18 protein-coding genes are annotated in these 15,421 nt (G+C 66.5%); 10 read left to right on the forward strand and 8 right to left on the reverse strand.

Annotated elements, in window-relative coordinates; all coding sequences use genetic code 11:
* Positions 1-62: 62 nt before the first annotated feature.
* Entirely contained in the window at positions 63-386 is a 324-nt protein-coding gene (locus ACT89H_RS01340) for a hypothetical protein (RefSeq protein ID WP_445106621.1), read from the forward strand.
* 199 nt (positions 387-585) lie between these two features.
* Here ACT89H_RS01340 and ACT89H_RS01345 read toward each other — a convergent pair whose 3' ends face one another.
* The 3 genes from ACT89H_RS01345 to ACT89H_RS01355 all read right to left on the reverse strand — a co-directional run bounded on the left by ACT89H_RS01345 (position 586) and on the right by ACT89H_RS01355 (position 2,507).
* A complete protein-coding gene (locus ACT89H_RS01345) occupies positions 586-939 on the reverse strand; it encodes a hypothetical protein (protein WP_445106622.1) in 354 nt (117 codons plus the stop codon).
* 534 nt (positions 940-1,473) lie between these two features.
* A complete protein-coding gene (locus ACT89H_RS01350; RefSeq protein WP_445106623.1) occupies positions 1,474-2,094 on the reverse strand; it encodes a GNAT family N-acetyltransferase in 621 nt (206 codons plus the stop codon).
* Positions 2,091-2,507 carry a hypothetical protein gene (locus ACT89H_RS01355; protein ID WP_445106624.1) on the reverse strand — a complete coding sequence of 139 codons (417 nt, stop codon included), beginning with the start codon at positions 2,505-2,507 and terminating at the stop codon, positions 2,091-2,093. The genes ACT89H_RS01350 and ACT89H_RS01355 overlap by 4 nt, the downstream gene beginning before the upstream one ends.
* Positions 2,508-2,512: 5 nt before the next feature.
* Here ACT89H_RS01355 and ACT89H_RS01360 point away from each other — a divergent pair, with 5 nt between their 5' ends.
* Positions 2,513-2,734, forward strand: coding sequence for a transposase family protein (locus tag ACT89H_RS01360; RefSeq protein WP_445106625.1), 222 nt, complete (start codon positions 2,513-2,515; stop codon positions 2,732-2,734).
* A gap of 19 nt (positions 2,735-2,753) precedes the next feature.
* Here the strand turns inward: ACT89H_RS01360 and ACT89H_RS01365 are convergent, their stop codons facing one another.
* From ACT89H_RS01365 to ACT89H_RS01375, 3 genes are all read right to left on the reverse strand, one after another.
* Positions 2,754-3,641 carry an HNH endonuclease gene (locus ACT89H_RS01365; protein ID WP_445106626.1) on the reverse strand — a complete coding sequence of 296 codons (888 nt, stop codon included), beginning with the start codon at positions 3,639-3,641 and terminating at the stop codon, positions 2,754-2,756.
* Positions 3,642-4,028: 387 nt separating this feature from the next.
* Positions 4,029-4,244 (reverse strand): hypothetical protein, encoded by a 216-nt coding sequence (locus ACT89H_RS01370; RefSeq protein ID WP_445106627.1) that lies wholly within the window; start codon positions 4,242-4,244, stop codon positions 4,029-4,031.
* A 59-nt stretch (positions 4,245-4,303) separates the two neighbouring features.
* Positions 4,304-4,645 (reverse strand): hypothetical protein, encoded by a 342-nt coding sequence (locus tag ACT89H_RS01375; RefSeq protein ID WP_445106628.1) that lies wholly within the window; start codon positions 4,643-4,645, stop codon positions 4,304-4,306.
* 1,056 nt (positions 4,646-5,701) lie between these two features.
* Here ACT89H_RS01375 and ACT89H_RS01380 point away from each other — a divergent pair.
* Positions 5,702-6,607, forward strand: coding sequence for a helix-turn-helix domain-containing protein (locus ACT89H_RS01380; RefSeq protein WP_445106629.1), 906 nt, complete (start codon positions 5,702-5,704; stop codon positions 6,605-6,607).
* Between the two features lie 9 nt (positions 6,608-6,616).
* Positions 6,617-6,979 carry a DUF397 domain-containing protein gene (locus ACT89H_RS01385; protein ID WP_445106630.1) on the forward strand — a complete coding sequence of 121 codons (363 nt, stop codon included), beginning with the start codon at positions 6,617-6,619 and terminating at the stop codon, positions 6,977-6,979.
* 56 nt (positions 6,980-7,035) lie between these two features.
* On the opposite strand, the gene ACT89H_RS01390 is transcribed toward ACT89H_RS01385, so the two are convergent.
* Positions 7,036-8,052 (reverse strand): Gfo/Idh/MocA family protein, encoded by a 1,017-nt coding sequence (locus ACT89H_RS01390; RefSeq protein WP_445106631.1) that lies wholly within the window; start codon positions 8,050-8,052, stop codon positions 7,036-7,038.
* A gap of 51 nt (positions 8,053-8,103) precedes the next feature.
* Complete coding sequence (locus tag ACT89H_RS01395) at positions 8,104-9,105, reverse strand: LacI family DNA-binding transcriptional regulator (protein ID WP_445106632.1); 1,002 nt, start codon at positions 9,103-9,105, stop codon at positions 8,104-8,106.
* A 256-nt stretch (positions 9,106-9,361) separates the two neighbouring features.
* Between ACT89H_RS01395 and ACT89H_RS01400 the strand changes: the two genes are divergently transcribed.
* The 6 genes from ACT89H_RS01400 to ACT89H_RS01425 all read left to right on the forward strand — a co-directional run bounded on the left by ACT89H_RS01400 (position 9,362) and on the right by ACT89H_RS01425 (position 15,284).
* Positions 9,362-10,261 (forward strand): TIM barrel protein, encoded by a 900-nt coding sequence (locus ACT89H_RS01400; RefSeq protein ID WP_445106633.1) that lies wholly within the window; start codon positions 9,362-9,364, stop codon positions 10,259-10,261.
* Between the two features lie 17 nt (positions 10,262-10,278).
* Positions 10,279-10,686: a hypothetical protein gene (locus ACT89H_RS01405; protein WP_445106634.1), complete on the forward strand. Its 408-nt coding sequence runs from the start codon at positions 10,279-10,281 to the stop codon at positions 10,684-10,686.
* Between the two features lie 16 nt (positions 10,687-10,702).
* Complete coding sequence (gene iolC, locus ACT89H_RS01410; RefSeq protein ID WP_445106635.1) at positions 10,703-11,701, forward strand: 5-dehydro-2-deoxygluconokinase; 999 nt, start codon at positions 10,703-10,705, stop codon at positions 11,699-11,701.
* A gap of 151 nt (positions 11,702-11,852) precedes the next feature.
* Complete coding sequence (gene iolB, locus ACT89H_RS01415; RefSeq protein WP_445106636.1) at positions 11,853-12,743, forward strand: 5-deoxy-glucuronate isomerase; 891 nt, start codon at positions 11,853-11,855, stop codon at positions 12,741-12,743.
* Entirely contained in the window at positions 12,740-14,581 is a 1,842-nt protein-coding gene (gene iolD, locus ACT89H_RS01420; RefSeq protein ID WP_445106637.1) for a 3D-(3,5/4)-trihydroxycyclohexane-1,2-dione acylhydrolase (decyclizing), read from the forward strand. Before iolB ends, iolD begins: the two co-directional genes overlap by 4 nt.
* Positions 14,582-15,080: 499 nt before the next feature.
* Complete coding sequence (locus ACT89H_RS01425; RefSeq protein WP_014987157.1) at positions 15,081-15,284, forward strand: cold-shock protein; 204 nt, start codon at positions 15,081-15,083, stop codon at positions 15,282-15,284.
* Positions 15,285-15,421 lie beyond the last annotated feature (137 nt).

Consider the following 15,421-nt stretch of genomic DNA (forward strand, 5'->3'; position numbering starts at 1 on the left):
TTGTCAGCTATTTGATCGGCCGGAGGTGTCCGAGCACATGCTCGCGCATCCATTGTGAACCGGTGCGTGCGGTGTCGACGATGCGGGTTGCCGCGCGCCCGGTCAGGCCGAGTCGTTGTGCCAGTTCCAGCGGGACAGAGGCGGCGTCGCCGACCAGCCAGGAAGCCAAACGGATCAGCTTCGACCTCGACGGCGCCCAACTCGAAATCGACACCTGGCCACAGATCCCGCCCTACCTCGAGATCGAAGCCGCGACCAAGCACGAAGTGATCCGGATCGCCGAACTACTCGGCTACACCGAAGCCGACCTCACCGGCGAGAACACCATCAAAATCTACGCACGCCATGGCATCGACCTCCATACCGTGCGTGAACTACGGTTCTGAGGGACGGGTTCAGCGCCGCGAACGGATTCCGCGTTCCGAACTCGTCGAAGTAATTCAATGGTGAATTGAGCGGAGCCGCTTCGAGAACCGCGCGCCCAAGGCGGCCACACGGCTGAAGTCGGATGAGGCCGGAAACCTGGTGAAGCGCCACATTCGTAGCATCGATTCTCGCCGGGATGGACTCGACCGCCCCGGCTGGCTACGAGCCGACGCCGCCGATGTCAGGGCGCCCCTGGCCGAGCACGCCGCGCTGGATTGTGCCGCCACTGGTCGGAACGCCCCGGTCCTGAACTGCGGTTCCGCTCGGGCGAAGGAAGGTTCCTGCGGCCAGGGCCACCGCGGCGCCGACCGCCGGGTACACCAGGTCGTCGGTGTGCCGGTACCAGAACGTGGCGTAGCGGCTGTCGGTGGTGTCGCAGAGGTCATCGATCACCCGGGTGTCCGTTGTCTGGTCGACACAGATCCCGACGTGAATCGGCTGCGCGGTGCCGGTGGTCGGCGTGGTCGAGGTGATCCGAGGAGTGGTCGTCGTCGGTGGGGTAGTGGTGGTCACCGGCGGAGTTGTGGAAGCCGGGGACTTCGAGGTGGTCGCATAGACCGTGGTGACAATCGGGCGGGGAGCGGCTGTGCCACCAGCCCCACAGCCACTCGACACCAGCGCCGTAGCCACCAGGGCGGGCAAGGTGTACGAGACACGGCGCGACGCCATGACCCGTTTCTGCCGACGATCGCAGCCCGATACGCTGCTCATATTCCCTCCCGTCCATACGAACCGCCCGATACTAGCAACGCGTCAGCACGCACGGTCGATCCGCAGTTTGTGCAATGGTAATCGCCCGAATGTATCTCCCCGCTCTGTCCCCAGGGATCATTCCCACCAGTGCTGGCAGCGGAGGTGGCCCACACCATCAAGGTTGCGCTCGCTCAGGGATGGGTATCCGCCGCTGCTGGCCCAGCATTCCATCTCGACCTGGCGCAAGGGTGCGAGGCGGATCCCCGACGGTCGACAACGTCCGGATGCATTACACGACCTCTGTCGACGGGGACCGGAATTGCTGCGCGGAAGCGCCGGTTCGCAGCTCTTTCGTCAGTGTGCAGCAGTGCCCTGCCGGTCCACGTGAGCCGTTTGAAGATCGCGCATCAGAACATCGAATCGCGGCGCATCGGGCCAATTCGGGCGCAGCGTGCCGACGCGGTGCCACCCCCACCGGCGATACTTGTCATACGCCCGGTGGTTATCCGGTCGGACCAGCAGGGTTGCACGCTGCTCCGACCGACCCTCGAGCAGTTCGTCGTGCAGGGCACGCGCAATACCCTTCCCCGTGAACTGCTTGCGCACCATGATCTCGCTGAACGCAAATGTGCGGGAGCCGTTCTCTGCGGTAAAGGACGCTTGGTCGCCTTCGTCGAGTTTCAGTCCGTCCCACCACCCGGTCTTGGCGGTGAGCGGCCAACCCCACGCCTGGCCACAGAGTTCGCCGTCGAGGCGGGCGATCAGCAGCTCGAACGCACCGGCGCGGGCGGGGTCGGTGTAGGTGTCGAACCGGTGCATGAACGCCTCGGGCGATTCGAACTCCTCGCCGGAGTCGATCGCATCGACGTAGGAGTCTCGGAAGATGGTTTCGATCTTGTCGCGCAGATCCCGCGCCTGCGCAGCGGTGTAGCGCTGAAAATTCAGGTCAGACAACGCGGAATCCTCGGAGGTCATACGGTGATCGTCCTTCCCGCCAGCTCGTCGAATCGTGTCGAAAATTCCTCGACCCGGCCTTCTGCCGCTACCCGCACTGGTTCGAGCAGACGCAGCGTGCGGGTGGAGGACACGGAGTTCTCCAAGTCGGCGAGAACCGACATTCCCTCTTCTACAGCAGCGTCGATCTCACCCAGATCAGCGAGCGCCGCCGCGGAACCTGCTCGATAGTTCGCAGAATTACGCGCGCTGGTCTTGTCCACAGCCAGCCCGGAGCACAGGTCTGCCGATTTCGCGTGATCGCCCAAGTGGCTGAAACCGCGGGCTTCATGGCTTCTGATCTCGGTGGCATTGACGAACCGCAACCATGGTGGGCAGTCCTCGCGCGACTCATGGTCGAGCGCGAAATCAAGCTCCCGCCAGGCGATGGCCATAGGGCATGAAAACGCCCATCAGGAAACCGCGCGGCGCCGAGTTCTACGACAGCGACCGGGAGTACAACACCGCGATCAGCAGCGTCCGCCAGATGATCGAACGGGTAATCGCCAACCTCAAGACTTGGCGAATACTGCATACCGACTATCGCAGACCCTTCACCACCTTCGCTACGACCATCTCCACCGTGCTCGGACTGGAATTCTTCAGGAAGAACTCTGAATAACCCTCCATCATCACTGCTTTCATCCAGCGGCCTTGAACTCGGCGAAGCGTTCAGCGAGTCGATCTCGCGACGGTCGGTCTTTCCGTCGGTTCGGCAGGGAAAGCCGCCGACCGTTCATTTCGCGGAATCCATATCGCAGCATGGGACCATCATCCGGGTCTTGCATCATCTTCTCTCCGACCACAACCTCGTAGTCGGGCGATATACCGAGAAGCTGGGTGTCATATGCGGCGTGGTGAATCTTGCAGAGACACAGGCCGTTGTCGACTTCTGGGACTCCTTTTTCGTGCGTATCGGCGAGTATGTGCGCTGCATCGAGCAGCGGCGGATGCCGCAGTTCGCACACGGCGCACCGGCGACCGTATGCGAGAAGTATCCTGCCGCGGAACTCGGGCTGGTGTAGCCGCTGTCGCATGGCGCGCTGGGCGTATTTGCGCTCGAGTGGTTGCAATTTCAGCGGGTCTGATACGAATCGTAGGCTTTCGTCCAGCGCCAGGATAAATCTGCGGTTTTCGGTGTCGTCTGCGACCACATATACAGGGAATACGGGGACGTAGATGCTAGGGCGGATCCACCGCAGCAAGATGATGGGAAGTTCCAGCTCACATGCTCGGCGGAGTTTTGTATTGTCGCCGTTGGTACTTCCTTCGCGATACGAGTATGCGAAAAGCGACTCGCCGACTTCTTCATCCGAGTATTGACTATCAGGCTTCGAAACGATAGACAGCGTTGCCTGGAGGTCGCGTGGGTTCCAGATACCGCGGTTCTGGTCGATGAGACGTCTGGTCTCACCGTTCACCGAGAGCGCTGTTAGTTCTGCGCGGTTCAGTGAGCCTTGCTCGGCGAGCAGCTCAGCAAGGTGATCGAAGATCATCTGCCGCAGCTCCAGCTCTGCCCCGTAGTCCACGAGTGGAGTGTTGCATGGGTGCTGGATCCGTGTCGATCCTTCCAGGTGGAGGGGGCGATCTGGCGGCTGGTGGCCCCAACTGCACGTGGCTGCGTCGCCGTGAGATTGCGGTATCGGTCAGGCCGTCCGCCGCCGTGGCCGTCGCCGCAGGCCGCGCGATTCGCTGGTGATTCTTGCCGTTCGAGTCGCCTCGGTGCCTACGCGTGGCGCATCCGACTGCGACTTCTAGCGACAAATGGCGCTGTTCTCGCCACATCAGGTCGCGCGGGCCTACGACGTCGGTCTTCCCTAGATCAATAACGCACGGTTCCACGAACCTCCGGTGTGACTCGCGCCGATAGTGGCGGTGTTTGGTGGTAGGTGGCGAAGGGGATCACCGCCTTCGACTCACATCTGAGCGGGCACAGGGCACTCGCGCAACGCTTTCGAGCCGAGTCGGACCACCTCGGCCAGGGTGGCGCGGTCGATCATCAACTCGAATTCGTTACCGGAAGTGCCGAACACGAAGGTTACGTACTCGTAGTGGTCCTCGACAACGGTCCTTACCGGGCAACCTTCGCTTGTGCTGACCCAACTTCCGATGGTCAGTCGCTCCGATATCATCGTTGATTCTCCTTGTATGACTGTGTGGGTTGCCGTGGATCGGGTCCACCCGGTTTGATTTAGGTATCGGTCCAGTCGGGCGAGCCACCATCAAGCCATTGCGCGTCCCCGCGCTCCTCTACGTACTTTCCGCCTGGAGGGTCGGCGTATACGGCCAGCAGGACTTGCCTGGCAGACGGAGAAGCGGCCGTGATGTTCTGGTCTCGGCAGTGCCTCCAATCCGCCCAGCACCACCCGGCACCAGCATCGATCATGAATTCGGTGACGGAAGTCGCCCGGCCGTCGATGAATACGTGTGCGTCGACGGGTCCATCGGGGTCGCGGATGATGATCACTTCGACCTTTCGATCGGAATCGGAGCACGCGCAGTTGGCAACTTCACCGCGCTTGGTCGTGCGCATCTCGCAGCTTTACTTATCGTGGCCGACGCAGAGTGCCCGGTCGTCAAGCACGGTCCGGGCTGCCTGAAGAACCAACGTGCGTGGTGGCACACCCTGCGCACCTTCCTGTGGGGGTGATGTCCAATACCATCCGACTGCGGGGTCGGACATCGGCAACCACACTCGACTACCGGCGTCCAATACCCGCACCCCATGCCATGCGAGCGCCGCGAGAGAACGTTCACCCAGCCCGCGGCCCCGGTTCGGGCCGACCAGAAACACCCACTCACGGCCCGCTCTCGCGTAACTGATGATCGGCACCGTCCACGCGTCCCCGATCACCTGGCGGACCGCTCGACCCAACTCCGGCGGCATCGTTATCGCGCCGAGGCTGGCGGTGGTGACGAGCGACGTCCGTCCGAACGTCAGCTGGACCGGAAATCCGAGGAACCTATAGAGTAGGCGACTTCGCGAGGTACGTGGCAACCCTCGAACATCACTGCTCCTGCGAATGGCGGCCGTCGGCGTTGGCGCACACCGCCAGTCGCGTCCTCGACCGGATCGGCTCCCACGCGCGCTCTGCCGCTTCTCTCCGCCCCTGTGCCGCGCCTCTGCCGAACTCCGCGATACGGGCACCACGCAGCAATGCGAAGCCGTGCATCATCGCCACGCCGCCTTTCGCAACCATCCGCGTCGGTGACCATCGGACGGCTCCGACGGTGGGAGCCAAGTGCATTCGGGCGCAACCATACCGAGTAGTTCGAGTGCAGTCAGACCCAGAGGGGCGGCGTACTGCTGGATCGCCGAGAGTTGTTCTGCGGCGAGCAGCGCCGCTCCGGCTTGGTTCTTGGTAAGCGTCCTGCCTCGTAGGTAGCTGACCGCCCAGCCGCCTTCTCCGACGCTGCGGGCGTGGTGTGCGGTGCGATCGCTGGATATCAGCGTCAAGTCATGGAGAACGGTCATCGCTGATCCCTGTTCCCGGTCGTTGTTCGCGGCCTCAGCCGCCGTGAATCGAGGATAAGCAAATATATAAGCTCATACAAGGGCTAATAAAATTGAGGCGGTACTCTGCAGGGCGTGGTGAATACTGAGTCGCACGAACTCGGACCCCAGGAGGACACCGCAGTGACCGTCAGCCGCTCGGACCCATCGGCGCTACGCTTCTTGATCGGGCACGAGCTGCGTTCGGCGCGTTTACGTGCAGGAATCAGTCAGGCGGAAGCCGCCAAAGAGCTCGGCTGCACCCAGCCGAAGATCAACAACATGGAGACCGGCAAGTACCAGCAACAGCCGGACGAAGCGGCCAAGTTGATGCGGCTCTACGGCTCGGAAGTCGACCAGATCGACCGCATCGCGTCACTCGCTGGCAGAGCGGACCAGAGTACGTGGTGGGCACCGTTCAGCGAGGTGCTGCCGAACTGGTTCAAAGCCTTCGTCGGCCTTGAAGGCTTGGCGACCAGTCAGTTCACGTATCAGGCGATGACCTTGACAGGGCAACTCCAGACGGAGGGATATGCCACCGCGCTGCTGAGCGGCGGTCTCCAGATCGCGCCACTCGATCTGCCACAGGCAATCCGCGCCCGTATGGCGCGGCAGCGCCTGACCAGCGAGACCAATCCGCTTCGACTGCAGGCAGTAGTCGAGGAGCAAACTCTCGACCGGCTGGTCGGCGGCTCTGCGGTTATGGCGGAGCAACTTCAACACCTGCTCGACCTGATGCACCGCGAGAACGTCGACGTGCGAATCATGCCCACCACCACCGCGGTTCACGTCGGGTTGGACGGTGACTTTACGCTCTTGAACTTCGACGAAGCGCTGAGTCTCGGCTATATCGAGTACCAGACCGGAGCCCTGTACGTGCAGGATCAGGACCAGGTCGCGATGTATAAAATCATTGCTGATCGGCTCCGATCGCTGGCCTTGTCAGCTGAGGAGTCCGCCCGGTTGATTCGCGGGCGCATGGATCGTCTTCAGCGAGCGTAGGAGTACGGAATGACTTCCCAGGACCGCCTGATGTGGCGGACCTCGAGTTACAGCGGAACAAACGGCGGGCAGTGTGTGGAGGTCGCGTTCAGCGGTCATCTCGCACTCATCCGTGACAGCAAGTATCTCCGTGATCCAGCCAACAACCTCGTGCTCCAGCCGGTCATCTCGGTGCCGATAGACCAGTGGGCGAGCTTCCTCGACCTCGCGCGCGGCCTGCGAGTGGCGCAAACCCCCGAGATGCCGATCCTCGACCACCTCCCCGATGGTGCGGTTACCCTCACCAAGGGCGACCACATCTTGATGTTCACAGCGGCTGAATGGGCGGCATTCACGGCGGGTGTCCGCGACGGCGAATTCGCCGCCGCTTGACCCACAACGCGTCGGCATCCACCTGAATGCGCTGGGCGCGGGACCGTCCGTCGACCTCAGCGCCGGACTTCGGCAACCTCCACCGCTCGCCCTTCGCTGCGTGACAGTTCGCACGCCTCTGCCACATAGAACGCCTCGAGGGCATCGGCCGGAGTGCACGGATTGTCGAGCTGCCCTATCGCGACTTCGATGAACGCTGCCAGCTCATCGGCATACGCCGGACGGAACCGTTCCATGAACCCCCCATAGGGAGGATAGGGAGAGCGGCTGTGGTCGGGTTCGACGGAAGTCAGCGGCGAGCGGTCGTCCAATCCGACAATGGCATTCCCGCTGGACCCCAACGCTTCCAGCCGAACGTCGTACCCGGCCCCGTTGTATCGGGTCAGCGACACCGTGGCCAGCGTCCCATCATCCAATCGCAGCACCACCGCCGCCGTGTCGACGTCATCCGCTTCGGCGAAGAACACCGCACCCCGGTTCCCCCCGAGCGCGTATACCTCGACGATCTCCCGCCCCGTCACCCAGCGGATGATGTCGAAATCATGCACCCCGCAGTCGCGGAAGATGCCACCCGACCGCGCAACGTACTCTGCGGGCGGCGGGGCCGGATCGAGCGTGGTCGCCCGCAAGGTATGCAGCCACCCCAGCTTGCCGGAGCGGATCGCTTCGCGCGCCGCCCGGTAGCCGGCGTCGAAGCGGCGTTGGAAGCCGATCTGGACCGGGATGGGGGAGTCGCGGAGGTGGTCGATGACGGCGAGGGTGCCGGTGATGTCGGCGGCCACGGGCTTTTCGCAGAAGACGGGGATGCCCGCGTCGACGGCGCGGATGATGAGTTCGGGGTGGGAGTCGGTGGTGGTGGCGATGATCAGGCCGTCGAGGTCGGCGGCGAAGAGGGCGTCTAGGTCGGGGGCGAATTCGACGCCGAGGTGGGCGGCGGTGGTGCGGGCACGGTCGGCGTCGGCGTCGGCGACGAGGACGGTGGCGACGTTCGGGAGTTTCTTCAAGGTCTCGGCGTGTGCGGTCCCGATGCGGCCGGTTCCGGCGAGGCCCAGCGTGACGGCTCGAGATGGCATCGGCTCTCCTTATATATGGACGCGACGTAGGCGGGCCGCCGGCCCGGTGGTTCAGCGCGGGGCGGACGTGGTGGAGCGGACGACGAGCGACGGTTCCACCCGGCGGCGGACCGGGGTGGCGCGGCCGTCGCGGAGGCGTTCGGCGAGCGCCTCGATCGCGAGGTGGCCCATCTGGATGCGGGGCTGGTCGATGGTGGTCAGGGCGACGTGACGCAGCGCGGCCAGCGAGGTGTTGTCGTAGCCGACCACCGAGACGTCCTCGGGCACCCGCAGGCCCGCTTCCTCCAGCGCGGACATCGCTCCCACGGCGTTGAAGTCGTTGCCGCAGACCAGCGCCGTGGGGAAGTTGTCGCGGGAGAACAGGTTCAGCAATTGGCGTACCGCGGCCATGCCCGCGGAGTCGGTGTGCTCGCTCGGCACGACCATCGGTTCCAGGCCGTGGCGCTGCATGGCGGCGCGGTAGCCCTTGCGGCGCGGCGCGGAGGTGAAAGCGCCTCCGCCGTCGAGGTGCACGATGCGCCGATGCCCGAGCGAGACCAGGTGATCGACGGCCAAACCGGTGCCTGCCTCGCCGTCGTCGTTGACCGTGTCGATCTCCGCGACGGTGGAGGTACGCGAGACCAGCACCAGCGGAGCCTGCTGCGCCGCTGTGCGAATGGCGGCGGCGGGCAGGATCGGCGACAGCAGGATGATGCCTCCGGGACGGAAGGAGAGCAGGCTCTCCAGCGCGGTGCGCTCGCGGGCGGCGGTGCGCCTGCCGGTGTTGAGGATCAGTTCGAGGCCGCAGGCCTGGGCGGCGGTGTCCATGCCCTCGACAACGTCGGCGAAGAATGCGTTGCGCAGGTCGGACACCAGGACGCCGACGATGTTGGAGGTCCGGCTGGCCAGCGACCGGGCCATGATGTGTGGTTGGTAGCCGAGGTCTTTCGCCGCGTCGAGCACTGCGCGGCGACGATGCTCGCTGACCTTGGGGGAGTTGCGCATGACCAGCGAGACGAGGGCCCGCGAGACGCCCGCGCGGGCGGCGACATCGTCCATGGTCGGTCGTGCCATGTCGCCTCCGTTCCTGGCTCGCAGGCCTTTTCGGCTCGGACGATACAAGCTGCGCGCGGGCCGATCAATAGAGCGCTCCAATCGGACTTCACGGGCGGGGTATCGGGTCCATATACGGCGTTGGGAGGGGAATATTGCCTGGTAACGGCGCTTTGGCAACGCGCTGACGACTCTTGACACGCTATGGCCCGCGTTACATAGTTGGAGCGCTCCAATAGAGCGGATTACCTCGACGTCGAAGGTCGGAGAAGCGCCGATGACCGAACGCCCACTATCCCCGCTGCGCATCGCGGCCGCGCCGATCTCGTGGGGAGTCTGCGAGGTTCCCGGCTGGGGCCACGTGCTCGACGCGCACGCCGTGCTGGCGGAGATGGCCGCGCTCGGCTTGACCGCAACGGAACTCGGTCCTCCCGGCTATCTGCCCCGCGATCCCGGTGAGCTGCGCCGGTTGCTGGAGACGTTCGGGCTCACCGCCGTCGGCGGGTTCCTCGCCGTCACGCTGCACCGCGACCGGCAGGACGCCGTCGCCCGCGCCGAGGCCACCGCCGCCCAGCTGGCCGCCGTGGGCGCGGAAGTGCTCGTGCTGGCCGCCGCGACCGGATGCGGCGGATACGACGCGCGCCCGCAACTCGACGGCTCCGAATGGAGCGCCTTGGTCGACACGGCCGCCGCGATCCGCGACGCCGCCGCCGCATACGGGCTGCGCACGGTGCTGCACCCGCATGTCGGCACCCATGTGGAGAGTGAGGCCGAGGTCGAGCGGTTCCTCGCCGATTCCGATCTCGACATCTGCCTGGACACCGGGCATCTGCTCATCGGCGGCACGGATCCGGTTCGGCTCGCCCGACGGCGCGCCGAGCGGCTCGGGCACATCCATCTCAAAGACGTGCGCGGCGCGCTGGCCGATCAGGTCCGCGCCGGAAAGCTGGGTTACCGCGAGGCCGTCCGCCGCGGACTGTATGTGCCGCTGGGCGAGGGCGAGGTCGATATCGCGGCGCTCGTGCGCACCGCGCAGGCCGCGGGCTACCGAGGCTGGTACGTGCTGGAGCAGGACGCCGCGCTGCACCCGGGCGACTCGGCACGCCAGGCGAGCGACCGCACCGGGCGCAGCCTGCGCCACCTCGCGGACATCGCGCTCGCCGGGGCGGGCATCTAGCGGAAGCGACGACGACGATGTCCCCGACACCACAGCACGGCCAGACCGCGAGAGGGCGGCGTTCGAGCCGCCTGCCGGCGTGGACCGCCACGGCCGCGTGCACCGGACCCGGCGCGCCCGCACCCGCGCAGACGCCGATCGCCGCCGGGACCGGGGAATCCGTCGCGGTGGTGACCCGCGCCGGCCCGGGTGACGCGTTCTGGAACGTCGTCGCGAACGGCGCGGAAGCGGCGGGCAGGAATCTCGAATCCGCGTGGAGCACAACGCCTCCGGTGGCCGGCAGGCGAAGCCGATCGACGACGCGGTGGCGCGGGGCGTCGACGGACTCGTACGAGAAATCCGGGATCGACCTGCCCGGAGTGGATGCGGGCCAGGCGAAACGGGAAGCAGTGCGGCAGGAACCGCAACGCGTGGTGACGCCGTGAACGAGGAGGCGGATTCGTGACCGAGCTGGAGGCGTTGACCATCGGCCGAGTCGGAGTGGACCTGTATCCCGAACAGAGCGGGGTCGCCTTGGCGCGGGTGCGCAGTTTCGCGAAGTCGCTGGGCGGCACCGCGACCAACGTCGCCGTGGCCGCCGCCCGGCTCGGCCGCCGCACGGCGGTGCTGACCAAGGTGGGCCCCGACGGCTTCGGCGACTTCGTGCGCACGGCGCTGGAGGACTTCGGCGTCTCGTCCCGTCATGTGACGACCGCGCCGGGCCTCCAGACGCCCGTGGTCTTCTGCGAGCTCAACCCGCCGTCCGATCCGCCGTTGCTGTTCTACCGGGCGCCGATCGCGCCGGACCTGACCATCACTCCGGACGAAGTGCCCTGGGAAGTCGTGGATGCGGTGCCCCTGCTATGGGTCACCGGTACCGGTGTGAGCGCCGAGCCGGGGCGCAGCACGCAGCGAAAAATTCTGCTGCGGCGGGCGCGGCGCGGGCATACGGTGCTCGACCTGGACTACCGGCCGATGTTCTGGCCGGATCACCAGACCGCGCGAGCCGAGATCGGGTGGATGGTCGACCACGTGAACGTGGTGGTCGGCAACCGTGCCGAAACCGAGGTGGCGCTCGGCACCACCGACCCGGACGCGGCGGCCGATCGGCTGCTGGCCCGTGACGTGCGCCTGGCGGTGATCAAGCAGGGCGGCGACGGCGTACTGGTGGCCACCGCCGAGGACCGCTGGACGCTGCCGCCGTGTCGCGTGGACGTGGTGTGCGGGCTCGGCGCGGGTGACGGTTTCGGCGGCGCGCTGATCCACGGCTTGCTCTCGGACTGGGACCTGCGGCGCATCGCCAGCTACGCCAACGCGGCGGGCGCCCTGGTCGCCGCGCGTCTGGCCTGCGCGGACGCGATGCCCACGGGCACGGAGATCGAGGAATTGCTGTGCGGCCGAGTCGCGCAGGCGGGACGAAGCAGCTGTGTGGCGGAGCCGGGACCGCAATGGAGAAGCTGACGCGGGAAGCCGCGCGGACCGATCTGCGGTCCAGCCGCGGACTGCGGCGAAACCGTCGCTCGCGTGCTGACGAAAGCCCGATGAGGCGCGGCGGCGGCGGGCGCTGTCCGGCATCGACATCGTCATGGGCAGCAGGAGGCGAGGACGCGCGATGACACTGCATCGTCCGGACGGAACGCTGGGCCACGACGGTGACCCCATCCTGCTGACACCCCGAGACGCCGGATTGTCCTACGTCGGGCTGCGGGTGCTGCGGGTCGGCGCGGGTGAGTCACGGATCGTGCGGACGGGCGAGTGCGAGGCGTTCGTTCTCCCCCTGGCCGGGGCGTGCACGGTGCGCGTGGAGGGCAGGACCTTCGCGCTGACCGGGCGGGAATCGGTCTTCACCCGCGTGACGGATTTCGCCTACGTCCCGCGCGACGCGGAGCTGGAACTCGTGGCCGAGGGCGGCGACCTCGAGGTGGCACTTCCGATGGCCCGCTGCGGGAAGCACCTCGAGCCGCGCTACGGCCCCGCCGAGCAGGTGCCGGTCGAAGTCCGCGGCGCGGGAAGCGCGACCCGCCAGGTCACCAACTTCGGCATACCCGGTGTGTGGGAACACGCGGACAAGCTCAATGCCTGCGAGTTGATCACCCCGGACGGCAACTGGTCGTCCTACCCGCCGCACAAGCACGACGAGGCGAGTGACTGCGAGGTCGTCAACGAGGAGATCTACTACTTCCGTATCGCCGGACGGGACGGGATCACACCCTCTCGCGAGGGATTCGGCATGCACCGCACGTACACCGCCGACGGCACGGTCGACGTGAACGTCGTGGTCCGCGACGGCGACATCTTCCTGATCCCGCGCGGGTATCACGGCCCGTGCATCGCGGCGCCGGGCTACCCCATGTACTACCTCAACATTCTGGCCGGCCCAGCACCCGAGCGATCGATGGCGTTCTGCGACGACCCCGCGCACAGCTGGGTGCGGACGCGGTGGGACACCGAGCCGCTCGATCCGCGCTGCCCGGTCACCTCTCCCGAAGGACGGATCGGATGAGACCGACCACGGCGCAGGCGCTGGTCGCCTGGTTGATCGCCCAGCGCTCCGAGACACTCGACGGTCGCGAGACGCCGTTGTTCCCCGCCGTCTTCGCGATCTTCGGCCACGGCAACGTGCTGGGCCTCGGCACGGCGCTGCACGAGCGGCGCGACGAACTCCCCGTCTGGCGCGGGCACACCGAAGAGGGGATGGCGCTGGCCGCCGTCGGGTATGCCAAGGCCACGCACCGGCGTCAGGTCGGTGTCGCCACCTCGTCGATCGGTCCGGGCGCGCTCAACATGGTGACGGCGGCGGGCGTGGCGCACGCGAATCGCCTGCCGCTGCTACTTCTTCCGGGCGACACCTTCACCGGGCGCGCCCCGGACCCGGTCTTGCAGCAGGTCGAGCACTTCGGCGACCCGACCGTCACGGTGAACGACGCGTTCCGCGCGGTGAGCCGCTACTTCGACCGCATCACCCGCCCGGAACAGCTGATCGCCACGTTGCCCCAGGTGGCCAGAGTGCTCACGGATCCGGCCGATGCCGGTCCGGTCGTCCTGGCGCTGCCGCAGGATGTCCAGGCCGAAACCTACGACTTCCCCGACGCGCTTTTCGAGCCGGTGGTACACCGTCTGACCCGGCCACGTCCCGATCGCCGGGCACTTGCCGACGCCGCCGCCGCACTGCTAGCCGCGCGCCGTCCGCTGCTGATCCTCGGCGGTGGCGTCCGGTATTCGGGCGCGGGACCCACCGTGCTCGAGTTCGCCGAGCGCTGCGGCATTCCGATCGTGGAGACCACCGCGGGCCGCACCCTCGTGCCGCACGAGCATCCGCTGTACGCGGGACCGCTCGGCATCACCGGCTCGGCGTCGGCGAACACCATCGCGGCCGAAGCCGACCTGGTTCTCGCGGTCGGCACCCGATTACAGGACTTCACCACCGCGTCCTGGACAGCGTTCGCGCCGGACGTCCGCCTGGTCACGATCAACGTGGCACGCTTCGACGCCGTCAAGCACGGCGCCGTCGCGGTGGTCGGCGACGCCGAGGCCACCGTGTGCGAGCTGGCCGGGCAGACGGGAGCGTGGCGAGTCGCCGCCGAGTGGACCGCGCGAGCCGCCGAACTGCGCGGCGACTGGAACGCGCACATCGACGAGCTGCGCGCGCCGACTCCTGGCACACCGAGTTACGCGCAGGTGGTGGGCGCCGTGAACGACCTGAGCGGGCCGAACGACTATGTGATGACCGCCTCGGGTGGTCTGCCCGGTGAGCTCGTCGGCGGCTGGCGGGCGACCGGCGGCGCGCCGACCATGGACGTGGAGTACGGCTTCTCCTGCATGGGTTACGAGCTGGCGGGCGCGTGGGGTGCGGCCATGGCGCGTACCGACGGCCTGGTGACGACGCTGCTCGGCGACGGCTCGTATCTGATGCTGAACTCGGAATTGTTCTCGGCGGCCTTCGCCGGGCATCCGTTCGTCGCTGTGGTCTGCGACAACGACGGCTATGCCGTGATCGCGCGGCTGCAGGAAGGGCAGGGCGGCGAACCGTTCAACAACTTCTACGGCGATTGCCGCACCACGCACGAGCAACCGCCCCGAGCCGATCTCGCCGCCCATGCCGCCGCGCTGGGGTGCACCGCGTTCACCGCCGCCGACCTGAACGAATTTCGTGACGCTTACTCGCGGGCGCGGGCGACGGCGATGGCCGAGCGGCGCCCCGCCGTGCTGGTCGTGCGGACGCGGCCGTCGGCGTGGACCGACGCGGGCGCCTGGTGGGAGGTCGGCGTGCCCGAGCAGTTGCCGGGCCGCGCCGCCTACGATGAGGCGAAACCGCGTCAGGTGCGTCATCTCCGGTCGTGACCAGAACTCGACGAACGGTGCGCCGGCGGTCCAGGAACCCCGGCTGAGGTCGGCGGGTGCGCGTGGTAAGCTGAAATCCGTTGCGGCACAAGGTAATCGGTATCCAATCGGTATCGAATCAGCAGCGAATCGGTAGCGAATCGGGATCGGTTGCCAGTCGCATCGAAAAAAGCTCCACACTGCCCGGTGCGGGTAGGTGGGGCATGCTCGTCGGGGAGGGCGGCGAGCGCGTTATCCGGCGAAAATACGGGTACCCGGCGAGTGGGCTCGACGAAATCGTGCGATCGGGACCCGACCGAGCGTGGGAGGTGACAGACCAGCCCGCCCCTGAGCGAGCGTTGCGGGTGCACTCGCGCACCACGGTGCCGAGCGCCAAGATGAGCGTTAGCTCACAGTTGGTGGTGCGAAACGTGAGTAATTCGTCGGATCGTGGCATCGTTGATCTACGAGACCAGGGCATATCGATAACACCACCTGGCTCGTCTACAGAAAGTATGAAATGGCTCAAGGCATTGTGAAGTGGTTCAACAGCGAGAAGGGCTTCGGCTTCATCGCACAAGACGGTGGGGGGCCCGACGTCTTCGTGCACTACTCGGCTGTGAGCGGCTCGGGTTTCCGGTCCCTCGATGAGGGGCAGCGCGTGGAGTTCGAGATCGGCCAGGGACAGAAGGGTCCGCAGGCCCAGGACGTCCGCGTTCTCTGATCGCGACTTGACTTTCGAAAGGTCCCGCACCGGGATGGTGCGGGACCTTTCCGCTTGTCCGGAGGTCCTCACGCCTCGGTCCGCCCGAGCGCGCGTCCTGGCCGTTCGTCGCCTCGATATTTTATTGCCACGTGAAA

The sequence above is a fragment of the Nocardia aegles genome (assembly GCF_052545135.1).

Coding starts and splice junctions, on each gene's coding strand:
- iolB (WP_445106636.1), top strand. CDS start 11,853: ATGACACTGCATCGTCCGGACGGAACGCTGGGCCACGACGGTGACCCC.
- ACT89H_RS01395 (WP_445106632.1), bottom strand. CDS start 9,105: ATGGCACGACCGACCATGGACGATGTCGCCGCCCGCGCGGGCGTCTCG.
- ACT89H_RS01400 (WP_445106633.1), top strand. CDS start 9,362: ATGACCGAACGCCCACTATCCCCGCTGCGCATCGCGGCCGCGCCGATC.
- iolD (WP_445106637.1), top strand. CDS start 12,740: ATGAGACCGACCACGGCGCAGGCGCTGGTCGCCTGGTTGATCGCCCAG.
- ACT89H_RS01405 (WP_445106634.1), top strand. CDS start 10,279: ATGTCCCCGACACCACAGCACGGCCAGACCGCGAGAGGGCGGCGTTCG.
- ACT89H_RS01355 (WP_445106624.1), bottom strand. CDS start 2,507: ATGGCCATCGCCTGGCGGGAGCTTGATTTCGCGCTCGACCATGAGTCG.
- ACT89H_RS01370 (WP_445106627.1), bottom strand. CDS start 4,244: ATGATATCGGAGCGACTGACCATCGGAAGTTGGGTCAGCACAAGCGAA.
- ACT89H_RS01360 (WP_445106625.1), top strand. CDS start 2,513: ATGAAAACGCCCATCAGGAAACCGCGCGGCGCCGAGTTCTACGACAGC.
- ACT89H_RS01390 (WP_445106631.1), bottom strand. CDS start 8,052: ATGCCATCTCGAGCCGTCACGCTGGGCCTCGCCGGAACCGGCCGCATC.
- ACT89H_RS01385 (WP_445106630.1), top strand. CDS start 6,617: ATGACTTCCCAGGACCGCCTGATGTGGCGGACCTCGAGTTACAGCGGA.
- ACT89H_RS01350 (WP_445106623.1), bottom strand. CDS start 2,094: ATGACCTCCGAGGATTCCGCGTTGTCTGACCTGAATTTTCAGCGCTAC.
- ACT89H_RS01425 (WP_014987157.1), top strand. CDS start 15,081: ATGGCTCAAGGCATTGTGAAGTGGTTCAACAGCGAGAAGGGCTTCGGC.
- ACT89H_RS01375 (WP_445106628.1), bottom strand. CDS start 4,645: ATGCGCACGACCAAGCGCGGTGAAGTTGCCAACTGCGCGTGCTCCGAT.